Below are 13,313 nucleotides of genomic sequence, written 5' to 3' on the forward strand. Positions count from 1 at the left end.
AATGTTACAAAAATTTAAAAAAGCCTTCTTTCCACCGGAAGGCAAATATGATATAATCACTTTCGTATACTGAAATACAGGAAACTTTTAATAAAAACGGACCAGGAGTGAAAATTTCTCCTTGGTATGAGGTGGAAAACATTATGGCAAATATCCTGAAAGCACTTTTTGGAAATTACAGCAAACGAGAGCTCAAACGGGTACAACCGATCTGTGATGCTGTGATGAAACTGGAAGAAAAATATGCAGCCCTTTCAACGCAGGATCTGCAGGCGCAGACGGGCATTTTAAAACAGAGACTTAGAAACGGCGAGACACTGGATCAGATCCTTCCGGATGCTTTTGCGGTTTGCCGAGAGGCCAGCTGGCGGGTGCTGGGAATGAAACATTTTCCAGTACAGATTGTCGGCGGTATTATTCTGCATCAAGGACGTATCGCCGAGATGAAAACCGGTGAAGGTAAAACATTAGTGGCAACGCTGCCTGCCTATTTGAATGCACTTTCCGGAGAAGGAGTCCATATCGTTACGGTCAACGATTATCTGGCTCGCCGCGACAGTGAATGGATGGGAAAAGTCTATCGTTTTCTGGGCCTTTCTGTAGGACTGATCGTTCATGATAAAGAAGGGGCAGAACGAAAAGCTGCTTATGAAGCCGACATCACCTATGGAACCAACAATGAATTTGGATTTGATTATCTGCGGGACAACATGGTCCTTTATAAAGAAAATAAAGTGCAGCGCGGACACCATTATGCAATCGTCGATGAGGTGGACTCAATCCTGATTGATGAGGCCAGAACACCGCTGATTATTTCTGGTCAGGGAGATGAATCCACCCAGCTTTATACGATCGCAGACCACTTTGCTCAGACACTGAAAATGACAAAGGTGGCAGAGGTCGATAATAAGGAAGACAACGACGAAATTTATAAAGATGCCGATTTTGTGGTGGATGAAAAGGCAAAAACAGCTACGCTGACGCCTTCTGGTGTTAAAAAGGCAGAAGCATTTTTCCATTTGGATAATCTGACCGATGCCAACAATATCACGATTCAGCACCATATCAATCAAGCGATCAAGGCTCGCGGTGTGATGCAGCGCGATATCGATTATGTGGTAAAAGACGGAGAAGTCATTATCGTCGATGAGTTTACCGGGCGCTTAATGTATGGCCGTCGCTATAATGAGGGACTGCACCAGGCAATCGAGGCAAAGGAAAAAGTAAAGGTTGCCCGCGAGAGCAAAACATTGGCAACCATTACGTTCCAGAACTTCTTTCGTTTGTATGACAAGCTTTCCGGTATGACCGGTACCGCCATGACAGAGGAAGACGAATTCCGCGAAATTTATAAACTGGACGTTATTGAGATTCCTACTAACAAGCCCATGATTCGCGAGGATTTACCCGATGTCATTTATAAGACGGAACGTGCAAAATTCAATGCGGTAATTGAAGATATTATCGAGCATCACAAGCAAGGACAGCCGGTATTGGTCGGCACGATTTCGATTGATAAATCTGAAAAACTTTCGGCTCTTCTTAAAAAGCAGGGGATTTCCCACGAAGTTTTGAATGCAAAGTATCATGAAAAAGAAGCTGAGATCGTTGCGCAGGCAGGTCATAAAGGTGCAGTGACAATTGCTACCAACATGGCTGGCCGTGGTACGGATATCGTACTGGGCGGCAACAACGAATTTATGGCAAAAACCGAGATGCGCAAAGAAGGGTTCTCTGAAGAGCTGATCGAAGAAGCTAATGCTTATGGAGATACCGAGGACCCGGAGACTCTCAATGCGCGTAAGGTATTCCGTGAACTGGAAGAAAAATATAAGGAAAAAATTGAGGCGGAAGCAAAAGAAGTACGCGCAGCCGGCGGCCTTTATATTATCGGAACAGAGCGCCACGAATCTCGCCGAATTGATAATCAGCTGCGTGGCCGTGCAGGTCGTCAGGGCGATCCTGGTATGAGCCGGTTCTATATCTCGCTGGAAGATGATCTGATGAGACTCTTCGGCGGAGAACGAATCACTGCACTGATGGAAAAACTCAATGTGGACGAGGATACCCCGATTGAAAATAAAATGCTCACGAATACGATTGAATCTGCCCAGCGTAAAATTGAAGGCAGAAACTTCGGAATCCGGAAAGATGTTCTGCAGTATGATGATGTTCTTTCCCGTCAGCGTGAAATTATTTACAGCCAGCGTGATAAAGTGCTGGAGGGCGAGAGTGTTCACGAGCAGGTCATGCAGATGATCCGTCAGGCAATCGAAGCAAAGGTAAAACAGTATCTGCCAATGGATGAGAACGATCTTGACGATCCCCGTTCCGGCTGGAACTTGAAGGGCCTTAAAGAGCATTATTACCGCTGGCTCCTTGGAGACAATGATCTCAACGATACTGCCGAAGAACAATCTCAGAAACAACCGCAGGATTATGTGGATTTCCTTTATCAGAAAGCTGAAGAAGTCTGTAATAATCGGGAAACTCAATTTGGTGATAAGATCTGCAGAGAACTCGAACGCGTAATCCTGCTGAAGAATGTTGATGCACAGTGGATGGATCATTTGGATGCTATGGAGGAACTGCAACGCGGAATTCGGCTGAGAGCTTATGGACAGCGTGACCCGGTAGTGGAATACCGCATGGAAGGCTTCGATATGTTTGATGCCATGATTGCGACAATCCGTGAAAATACTGCGCGTATGATGTTGACAGTTAGGCTCCAGACTCGTACTGAGCCTAAGAGAGAACAAGTCGCTCAGCCGACAGTCGCAAAAGGAGCTCCTGACGGGAGCGAAGAAAAAAATCCAACGGTAAAGGGCAAGAAAATCGGGCGCAACGATCCGTGTCCCTGCGGCAGCGGATTAAAATGGAAAAAATGTACTTGTGAAAAGTATCATCCAAAAGCATAAAAATAACATGAAAAGAGAGTTTGTGGTTCTGCCGCAGACTCTCTTTTCATTATTATAAATAGAGAAAATCAAAAGATGACGTCAAATTTATTCGTGAAAATTGAAATCCTTTTCGAAAAGGGTTGTATTTTTCGTAAATATACGCTATAATCTCATTAAAAATTAGATAAATATTAGGTAATTTGATGTCGTTTTTTGCAAATGACCGAAGGGATGCGAGCGATTTGAAACAATACCATGCAAAAGAAATTTTGAATTTGGCCATCGCCGGACACAGTGGTTCCGGAAAAACCAGCATCGCAGAGGCAATGCTGAAACTTTCCGGTGCAACCGATCGCTTGGGAAAAATCAGCGACGGAAACACGGTCTGTGATTATGATCCGGAAGAGATTCGCCGGAAGACGAGTGTTTCCGCAAGTATTGCCCCGCTGGAGTGGAAAAACCGCAAGATCAATCTGATTGATGCACCGGGTCTTCTCGATTTTGCCGGTGCCGCAGCAGAAGCATTTCGCGCAGCAGACAGCGTGCTGATTACCATCAGCGGGAAAAGCGGAGCTGCAGTCGGAACTGAAAAAGCAGTGGAAGCGGCGGATGAGCGCGGGCTTTCCAAAGTATTTTTCGTAAACGGGCTGTGCGACGAGAGCGCACGGTTCTACCGGGTTTTTGAAGACTTAAAAGCGCGTTTTGGTCCAAGCGTCTGCCCCCTTGTGGTGCCTTACATAGTAGATGGAAAAGCCAATATTTATGTTAATGTTCTGGAGTATAAAGCTTATGATTATTCCAAAGGCGCGCCGGTAGAAGTAAAAATGCCGGATATGGGTGAGCGTTTGGAAGGTTTGCGCACTGCTATCTATGAAGCAGTAGCTGAGACCAGTGACGAGATGTTCGATAAATATTTTTCCGGAGAAGCGTTTACGCCGGAAGAAGTGATCGTTGGTGTTTCTAAGGGTGTCAAATCCGGTGCAATTATTCCGGTATTCTGTGGGGATGCCCTTTTAATGCGCGGCATGGAACAGTTTTTGAATGGACTTGTATGGCTTTTGCCAACGGCTGTCGACAAAGCGGGAGAAATTGCCGCAGATTTAGATGGGAATCCTGTGGAACTGGCCGTCAATGAAGATGCAGCAGCGGCGGCATTGTGTTTTAAGACCATTGCCGATCCTTTTGTTGGAAAAGTATCTTTTCTCAAAGTGATTTCCGGAAAAATTGCTACCGAAGATCAGCTCTTTGATATGCGTACCGGCGCAACAGAGCGAATCGGAAAAGTTGTCAAGATGTGCGGGAAAAAACAGGAAGAGATGAAAATAATTCCCGCAGGAGATATTGGAGCGGTCTTGAAGCTTTCCGGTGTTTCTACCGGTGATACGCTTTGTGCGCCGAGCAGAAAAGTTACATTGGATGGCATTCGTTATCCAAGATCTACTCTGCGAATGGCAATTCTCCCAAAGACAAAGGGGGACGAAGACAAAGTTGCGCAGGGAGTCTTTAAACTAATGGAAGAAGATCCTACGATTTTGTTCGAAAATAATCCGGAAACCCATCAGATGGTAATCAGCGGTTTGGGAGAACAGCATTTGAATTTGGTTGTTTCGCGGCTGAAAAACCGTTATGGTGTGGAAACAATTTTACAAACGCCGAAAGTGCCATATCGTGAAAAGATCCGTAAGAAGGTACAGGTGCAGGGACGCCATAAGAAGCAGACCGGCGGACATGGACAATTCGGCGATGTTTGGATTGAATTTGAACCCTGTGACAGCGAGGGGCTGGAGTTTGCTGAGCGTGTGGTTGGAGGAAGTGTTCCAAAGGGATTTTTCCCGGCAGTGGAAAAAGGGTTGCGAGAATGCATCCAGAAAGGTCCGCTGGCGGGATACCCGGTGGTAGGATTGCGCGCAACCTTATATGATGGCTCCTATCATCCGGTGGACAGTTCCGAGATGGCCTTTAAAATGGCAGCTTCCGTTGCTTATAGAAATGGAATGCCGCAGGCCGATCCGGTTTTGCTGGAACCGATCGGACATTTAAAAGCAACAGTGCCGGATACCAGCATGGGCGACATTATGGGCGAAATCAATAAACGCCGCGGTCGCGTTTTGGGCATGGAACCTGCAGAAGGTGGGAGTCAAACGATTGATGCGGAAGTCCCGGTGGCAGAGATGAGTGACTTTTCTACTTATGTACGTCAAGTGACACAAGGACGCGGCACATTTCAGTTTGAATTTGAACGCTATGAGGAGTGTCCGCCGCAGATTGCGCAGAAGGTCATCGATGAAAGTAAACAAGAAGAAACATAATCTTTGGTGAATTAAAGAGAAAAAGGGACTTTCCGCGATACGGTTCGGGGAGCCCCCTTTTTGTCGAAAAATTTGCCGAGATGTTCTTTCCCTGTTCTGTTTTTAAAAGAGATCTCATAAACTTGTTCTGACAGGGGGAGATTTTTATGCGTATGATTTCGGTGCGGCTTTCTAAGAAAAAAGGGCTGCTTTTTCTGGCCGTCCTGCTTTTGGCAGCGGGATTGATCTTTGTAATGGCTTTTTTAGACGGCGCGTGGAAAAATCCCGGTGGAAAGAATGACCAGCGGATCAGCTTTTTACGAAGCTGTGGCTGGGAGGTAGAACCGGAACCTGTTGAAACACGCGAAATCCAAATTCCGGAAACATTTTCGCAGGTTTATAAAAATTATGCGCAACTCAACGAAAAGGCAGGGTTTCATTTGGAAGCAGTTGCAGGGAAAAAATGTATGCAGTACGTCTATAAAGTGAAAAATTATGATGGGCGAGATGATGTTTATGCTCATCTTTTGGTCTGTGACGGCAAAATTTCCGGAGGGGATCTTTCTACAGCAGCAATAAATGGATTTATGGTTCCGCTGCGGATACTGGCGCAAAAAAATTAAAAATGGTATACTAATATAATAAAGATTAAGAAAGGAAGCCTGAAAAGAAAATCTTTTCAGCAGAGACAAAGTGGAACGGATTGATAAAATTTTATCATCTGGTGGGACGATGAGCAGGAAAGAGGCTGGACTGGCAGTTCGAAAAGGGCGGGTCATGGTCAATGGAGCTCTTGTTCGTTCTGCCTCAGAAAAAATAAATCCCGATACAGATCAGATCATGCTGGATGGAGCTCCCTTCCTTTATCATAAGGTGCTTTGGCTGATGCTGAATAAACCTGCCGGGGTCCTTTCGGCGGCACGAGATCCAAAACAGAAAACGGTACTTGATCTGGTGCCGGAAGAACTGCGTCGGAAAGGACTTTTTCCAGCCGGCAGATTGGACAAGGATACGACGGGTTTGTTGATTTTAACAAATGATGGAGAGGCGGCACATCATATGTTGGCACCTAAGAGCCATGTGACAAAAAGGTACCGCGCCCGTCTGGATGCTCCCCTCCCTTCGGATGCAAAGGAACGTTTTGCAAAAGGAATTGTGCTGAGTGATTTCACAACGCTTCCGAGTAAACTAAAAATTTTGGAAGAGGAAAATCAGCCGCTTTGTGAAGTCGAAATTCATGAGGGAAAATTCCATCAGATTAAACGAATGTTTTTGGCCCTTGGCTGCACAGTCATCCAACTGAGCCGTATTGCGATTGGAAGTTTAGAATTGGATCCTTTGCTGAAGTCGGGTGAATGCCGGCAAATGACAGAGGAGGAAGTCGGATTGGTTTTTCGAGAACCAAAGTGATAAAAAGCTTTATTAAATGGAAAAGTAATTTAAAAATGGATATTTATAGAATTGGATTCGCTAAAAATATTGGCAAAAATCATAAAAAAAAAAATTTTTTTCGTCAAAATGGTTGATATTAAAATGAAAGATATGTAAAATATACTTAGCTTATTCTATTTTGGACTTATTTTTTGTTTAAACTTCTAAATATGAAAAGAGAGGATCAAAACTATGTCAAACAGATTGTTTCAAGGCGTGATCCATCAGATGCGTGACGCCATCGACCGGCCAGTTGGTGTGATTGATGAAACATCTACTGTAATTGCTTGTAGCGAACTTGGAAAAATTGGAGAGAAGACCGGCAGTATTTCTCCGGAAATGATGGCCTCTCAGGAACCTTTTGTGGTCAATGGCTATACGTATTGCCCATTTGGTGGCCTTCCTCGCGCAGAATATGCCATTTTTGTCCTTGGAAATGATCAGGAAGCCGCTCACTATGCAGCTCTTTTGGCAGTTTCGCTTAACAGCATTAAGCAGTACTATGATGAAAAATATGACCGTGGTAATTTTATCAAGAATATTATTCTAGATAATATTTTGCCCGGCGATATTTATCTCAAAGCTCGTGAACTGCATTTTAATGCAGACGTTACCCGCGTTTGCATGCTGATCAAAATTGTTGCAAACACCGATGTAGCGGTCTTTGATGTGGTCCAGAACCTTTTCCCGGACAAGTCAAAGGATTTTGTTGTAAACATTAATGAAGACGATATTGCAATTGTCAAAGAGATTCAGCCCGGAATCGACGCAAAAGATTTGGAGAAATTGGCCAGCTCCATTGTCGATACGCTTTCGGGAGAATTTTATGTGCACTGCGTAGTGGGTATTGGTACGCCGGTAGAAAATTTGAAGGATCTTGCACGTTCCTTTAAAGAAGCGCAGGTTGCTTTGGAAGTTGGAAAAGTTTTTGATACAGAACGCAGTATCGTCAGCTACGATAATCTTGGAATTGCTCGTTTGATCTACCAGCTGCCAACGACACTCTGCGAAATGTTCCTGAAAGAAGTTTTCAAAAAGGGCGGAATCGACAGCCTTGATCACGAAACGCTCTTTACGATTCAAAGATTTTTTGAAAACAACCTGAATGTTTCAGAAACAAGCCGTAAGCTTTTTGTTCATCGAAATACCCTTGTTTACCGTCTGGAAAAAATCAAGAAGATCACCGGACTCGATTTGCGCGAATTTGAAGATGCCATTGTGTTCAAAGTGGCTTTGATGGTTAAAAAATATCTTTCCAGCAACCCAACAAAATTTTGATTGAATCAAAAAAAACGGTAACTATTTCCTTTTTCTCAAAAGTGACAAATAGTTTAAAATAGTTACAAAATAATTGCAATTTATTTCTTATTTAGAATTATAAAATTGAGGCTTGTTGGTATGATGATAGCATGTCAGCAAGTCTCAATTTGTTTGTGGACATTGATTTTTGGAAATGGAGCGTGTTTTTGTGATAGAATTCGACCATGTAAGCAAAACCTATCCAAACGGCACTCATGCATTATATGATGTCAGCCTGAATATTGAGAAAGGGGAATTCGTCTTTATCGTCGGTGCTTCCGGCGCGGGCAAAAGTACCTTTCTTAAGCTGATTACAGCAGAGGAACGTGCGGAAAAAGGACAGATTTTTGTAAACGATATTGATGTGACCCATATCAAGCGCAGAAAGGTACCTTATTTGCGCAGAACTTTAGGAACGGTCTTTCAGGACTTTCGCCTGATCCCGTCGATGTCCGTTTATGATAACGTGGCGTTTGCCATGCATATCGTTGGCACACCGACAAAATCGATCAAAAAGCGTGTGCCGTATATTTTGGGCCTTGTCGATCTGCAGGATAAGGCAAAGTGCATGCCGGCAGAACTTTCCGGCGGCGAGCAGCAGCGTGTGGGCCTAGCAAGAGCGCTGGTCAATAATCCTTCGCTGATTATTGCCGACGAACCCACCGGAAATATTGACCCGGCACTTTCTTTTGAGATCGTTGATCTTCTTAGTGAGATCAATCTGCGCGGAACAACTATTTTAATGGTTACCCATGAACATAGTTTGGTAAAACACTTTCAGAAGCGTATTGTGGAAATTAATGATGGCCGGATCGTGGCCGATACCAAGCAGCTGGAGGTGGGACAATGAAGCTGGGATATTTAATTAAAGAAGGCTTTAAAAATGTCCTGACCAAACACCGGACGATGAGCCTCGCCTCGATTGGTGTTCTGACTTGCTGTATTTTAATGACGGGCGCTGCGGTATTATTCAGTATGAATATGAACGCGGCGATGAGCACCGTAGAGGGAAATAATTCGATTAAAGTTTTTATTAAGCGGGATGTTTCTTCGGATGATGCGATTAAAATCGGCGATCAGATCAAACAAATGGATAATATTGATTCCTGTGAATACATATCAAGACAAGATGGCCTTAAGGAAATTCAAAACATGGTTGGCGCAGACAATTCCAGTCTGCTTAACGGTCTTTCTGATGATACCAGCTGGCTGCCGGATTCTTTCCGGATTTCGATGAAGGATCTTTCACAGTATCAGGATACTGCAAATCAGATCTTGAGTATTCAGGGCGTTGAAAAAATCACAGATTATACTGCTCTTGCGGACAAGCTGACCAGAATGGATAAAATTGTTACAAACGTCGGTTTGGCAGTCGTAATCATCTTAAGTGTTGTTTCTCTATTTATTATTGCAAATACGATTCGTGTTACGATGTATTCCAGACGTCTGGAAATTAGTATCATGAAATCGGTTGGCGCTACCAATGGATTTATCCGAGTTCCATTTGTTGTAGAAGGAATTATTCTCGGAATTGTTTCAGGTGGACTCGCGGTTGCTCTGCTTTATCTGCTTTATCAGAAGATGGTGAGCTTGATTGCAAATCTCGCCGTTTTTCAGGCGATTAATATTCACCCATACCTGCCCTGGATGATTCTCATTTTTATGGGCATTGGCGCTTTGTTTGGAACTTTAGGAAGTATGATCTCAATGGGAAGATACCTCAAAAAAGAAGGGGGTTCCATCGTTGGCTGGTAAACATTTTTGGCAGCGTGCCGCTGCCGCAGTAATAACCGCTGCTCTTATAGTAGTGCCTGCTGCGACCACAGCTTTTGCCGAGAATACGAATGTGGATACACTCCGACAGCAGCAGAGTGATTATCAGAACCAGCAAAAAGAAAATCAAGCGAAAATTGATCAGCTGAAATCAGATCAAACTCAGAAGGAAGCCTATAAAGCTGCTTTGCAGGATCAGGTTTCTAATTTACAGCATCAAATTGATACTTACAATCAGCAGATTGGGGATCTTGATCAGGATATTGCTGCAAAACAAGATCAGATCCAATCCAAGCAAAAAGAAATCGATTCCGGTTTTGCACTGCTGAAAGAGCGTCTGCGTGCACTCTATATTTCCGGAGAAGCAAGCAATTTGGAAATCTTGCTTTCCTCTAAAAGTCTTACCGACTTGGCAGATAAAACGGAAGCAATCAAAATGGTGTCGGACCACGATAAACAGCTGATCGATACCCTAAAAAATCATTTAACAGAAATTGAAGCACAGAAAACAGAAATCGAGCAAAGCCGACAGGAAGTTTCCGATGCAAAGAATGCACTGGATCAAAAGCGGACAGAACTCGATACCGTGATGGAAGAGACTCAGCAGGTAATTAATGATCTTGCCGGCTCTGCCGAAGCTCTGGAAGAACAAAATAAGGAAATTGCTCAAAAGGAAGCTGCTACTGCAGAGCAGATCGACTCTTGGTATGCAAATTATTATTCGCAGAAGCAATCTTCTTCAGATGTCGTTGTAATGCCTTCCGGTGGTGGACAGTTTGTTTGGCCGGTTCCGTATACCATGAATGTTACTTCTGGATTTGGCCCTCGCTGGGGAACAAACCATAAGGGAATTGATATTTCTTCCGGCGGCGTTTATGGACAACCGATTGTAGCTTCTGCTTCCGGCACTGTCATTGTTGCAGATGCAGGTGGCTGGGGTGGTGGCTATGGAACTTGGGTCTCCATTGACCACGGAAATGGATTCTCTACCGTTTATGGCCATATGTCCAGCCTTTGTGTCAGCGTTGGGCAGGCTGTTCAGCAGGGTCAGGTGATCGGTTACGTCGGGAGTACCGGGGATAGTACCGGCCCTCATTGTCATTTTGAGGTGCGTGTAAACGGTGTTGCACAAGATCCGCTTAACTATGTTTAACTGAATTTGCTTTTAATCGGCTCGGCTTTTTCGAGCCGATTTTTTTATTAGACTAAAATTAGTGCCAATTTTAAAAAGTCTGTTTCCCCTATGACAAAATATGGTTGACAGAAAGCAATTGCAACTCTATAATACTAACTGTATATCAAAAAAAATCAGGCGAGTACTCGCCTATGAAATTAAGGGATGATACCATGGTAAAACAAACTGTTTTGACACAGGAAGGCCTCGATAAACTTGAAAAAGAGCTGGAAGAGCTCAAAGGGGTCAAGAGAAAAGAAGTTGCTGAAAAAATTAAGGTAGCGCTGAGCTTTGGTGACCTTTCTGAGAACAGCGAATACGACGAAGCCAAAAATGAACAGGCAATTATGGAAGCCAGAATTGCCGACCTCGAAGTAACGCTGAAAAATGTAAAAGTCATCGATGAATCCGAATTGAGTAATGGTTTGATTCATGTTGGCTCAAAAGTTCAAGTTTCTGTAAAAGATGAGAAAACTCAAAAAGTACGGGAAATGAATCTTAAAATTGTTGGCAGTAATGAAACAGATCCAGTACAAGGATTTATCAGCGATGAATCTGCCGTTGGAAAAGCGCTGTTGGGACACGCGGTTAATGACGTTGTGGAGATCGAAGTGCCTGTTGGAATGAAAGAATATACCATCCTTTCTATTTCCAAATAACACCGTCTTTTTAAGGGTGGGGTGTTTTCATCCCGCCCTCTCTTTTTGAATTTTAACAAATTGAGCAAATAATTCACCGATGATAAATAAAAGGTAGGGAAAAATATGAGTGAAAAGAATCAGGAACAGCAGCCAGAACAGAATTTGGGAGAATTGCTGCAGATTCGCCGCGATAAGCTGACCGCTTTGCGCGAAGCAGGAAAAGATCCCTTTAAAATCACAAAATGTGATCAAGATAGTTTTGCATCAGAAATTCATGCGCATTTTGAAGATTATGAGAATAAAGACGTCTGTATTGCCGGAAGAATGATGAGCCGCCGTAATATGGGAAAGGCTAGCTTTATTGATCTTTGCGATAAAACAGGCCGAATTCAGGCTTACGTTAGAATTAACGATGTCGGAGAAGAAAGCTATTCCGATTTTAAAAATTATTGGGATTTGGGCGATATTATTTGCCTTAAAGGGTTTGTCTTTAAGACTCGTCGCGGAGAGATCAGCGTCCATGCAAAAGAAATTCAGCTGCTTTCAAAATCTCTACTTCCGTTGCCGGAAAAATTTCACGGATTGAAAGATACTGATTTGCGTTATCGTCAACGCTATCTGGATCTGATTGTTAATCCGGAGGTCAAAGAGACTTTTGTTATGCGCAGCCATATTATTACGGCGATTCGTGCTTTTATGGACAGCCATGACTTTTTGGAAGTGGAGACTCCTGTTTTGCATACAATTGCAGGCGGCGCAGCAGCACGGCCGTTTGTCACACACCATAATACGCTCGACATTGACCTTTATTTGCGTATCGCTTTGGAGCTGCACCTCAAGCGTTTGATTGTCGGTGGTTTTGACCGCGTTTATGAGATTGGACGTGTGTTCCGCAACGAGGGCATGGATACCCGCCACAATCCGGAATTTACACTGATGGAATTTTATCAGGCTTATACGGATTACCACGGCATGATGGACTTGATCGAAGATTTGATTCGTACCGTTTCCACAAAAGTAAAGGGTTCTTCTAAAATCACCTATGACGGGGTGGAACTTGACTTTGGCAGCCCGTTTTGCCGCATGACGATGGTAGAGGCGGTTAAAAAATATTCCGGTGTTGACTTTAATGAAATCAAGACGCTGGATGAAGCGCGCGCTGCTGCGAAAGAACACAATCTTGCATATGAGGAACGTCATAAAAAGGGTGATATCCTGAATCTGTTCTTTGACGAGTACTGCGAAGAAAAGTTGATTCAGCCCACTTTTATTACAGAACATCCGGTGGAAATTTCACCGCTTGCAAAGCGCAAAGAGGATGACCCAAATTATACGCAGCGCTTTGAGCTCTTTGTTATGGGACGTGAACTTGCAAACGCATTTTCTGAATTAAATGATCCGATCGATCAGCGCAAGCGTTTTGAAGCACAGGCTGCTCAGAAAGCCGCTGGAGATGATGAGGCCTGCGATGTTGACGAGGATTTCCTTACAGCTTTGGAATATGGAATGCCGCCTACAGGAGGATTGGGGATCGGCATCGATCGTCTGGTCATGCTTCTTACTGATCAGCCTTCTATTCGCGATGTGTTGTTGTTCCCGACAATGAAGCCCATCGACTGAGCAAAGCGCCGAAAACCCAGTGTTTATGCGGGTTTGCGTACTTTGTAAAAGCCCGAAAACTACATCTTCACATCAAATCTACATCAAATGGTGCCAGGATTTGTGCAGAGGTAGAAAAATCGCATAATTTACGGAGCAAACAGCGGCAGCATCGGAATGAAGCTGTCGCTGTTTTTGAAATAACAGA

General features: G+C 43.8%; 10 protein-coding genes. All 10 read left to right on the plus strand.

The window, feature by feature from the left end:
* The first annotated feature begins 143 nt into the window (after positions 1-143).
* The 10 genes from secA to lysS all read left to right on the plus strand — a co-directional run bounded on the left by secA (position 144) and on the right by lysS (position 13,126).
* Positions 144-2,918: a preprotein translocase subunit SecA gene (gene secA / locus OP489_RS00740; protein ID WP_266162480.1), complete on the plus strand. Its 2,775-nt coding sequence runs from the start codon at positions 144-146 to the stop codon at positions 2,916-2,918.
* 224 nt (positions 2,919-3,142) lie between these two features.
* Positions 3,143-5,209 carry an elongation factor G gene (locus tag OP489_RS00745; RefSeq protein WP_266162481.1) on the plus strand — a complete coding sequence of 689 codons (2,067 nt, stop codon included), beginning with the start codon at positions 3,143-3,145 and terminating at the stop codon, positions 5,207-5,209.
* Between the two features lie 146 nt (positions 5,210-5,355).
* Positions 5,356-5,811, plus strand: coding sequence for a DUF4830 domain-containing protein (locus OP489_RS00750; RefSeq protein ID WP_266162482.1), 456 nt, complete (start codon positions 5,356-5,358; stop codon positions 5,809-5,811).
* 70 nt (positions 5,812-5,881) lie between these two features.
* Positions 5,882-6,598, plus strand: coding sequence for a pseudouridine synthase (locus tag OP489_RS00755; RefSeq protein WP_266162483.1), 717 nt, complete (start codon positions 5,882-5,884; stop codon positions 6,596-6,598).
* A 213-nt stretch (positions 6,599-6,811) separates the two neighbouring features.
* Complete coding sequence (locus OP489_RS00760) at positions 6,812-7,897, plus strand: PucR family transcriptional regulator (protein ID WP_266162484.1); 1,086 nt, start codon at positions 6,812-6,814, stop codon at positions 7,895-7,897.
* Between the two features lie 190 nt (positions 7,898-8,087).
* Positions 8,088-8,768 carry a cell division ATP-binding protein FtsE gene (ftsE, locus tag OP489_RS00765; protein ID WP_180341676.1) on the plus strand — a complete coding sequence of 227 codons (681 nt, stop codon included), beginning with the start codon at positions 8,088-8,090 and terminating at the stop codon, positions 8,766-8,768.
* On the plus strand, positions 8,765-9,673 hold the full coding sequence (ftsX, locus tag OP489_RS00770; RefSeq protein ID WP_266162485.1) for a permease-like cell division protein FtsX: 909 nt from the start codon (positions 8,765-8,767) through the stop codon (positions 9,671-9,673). Before ftsE ends, ftsX begins: the two co-directional genes overlap by 4 nt.
* Positions 9,663-10,844 (plus strand): murein hydrolase activator EnvC family protein, encoded by a 1,182-nt coding sequence (locus tag OP489_RS00775; protein WP_266162486.1) that lies wholly within the window; start codon positions 9,663-9,665, stop codon positions 10,842-10,844. The genes ftsX and OP489_RS00775 overlap by 11 nt, the downstream gene beginning before the upstream one ends.
* A 194-nt stretch (positions 10,845-11,038) precedes the next feature.
* The gene (gene greA / locus OP489_RS00780; RefSeq protein ID WP_266163449.1) at positions 11,039-11,524 is read left to right on the plus strand and encodes a transcription elongation factor GreA; all 486 of its coding nucleotides are present in this window, start codon (positions 11,039-11,041) and stop codon (positions 11,522-11,524) included.
* A gap of 105 nt (positions 11,525-11,629) precedes the next feature.
* Positions 11,630-13,126: a lysine--tRNA ligase gene (lysS, locus tag OP489_RS00785; protein ID WP_266162487.1), complete on the plus strand. Its 1,497-nt coding sequence runs from the start codon at positions 11,630-11,632 to the stop codon at positions 13,124-13,126.
* Positions 13,127-13,313: the final 187 nt, after the last annotated feature.

The sequence above is a fragment of the Caproicibacterium sp. BJN0003 genome, from assembly GCF_026314295.1.
GTDB lineage: Bacteria > Bacillota > Clostridia > Oscillospirales > Acutalibacteraceae > Caproicibacterium.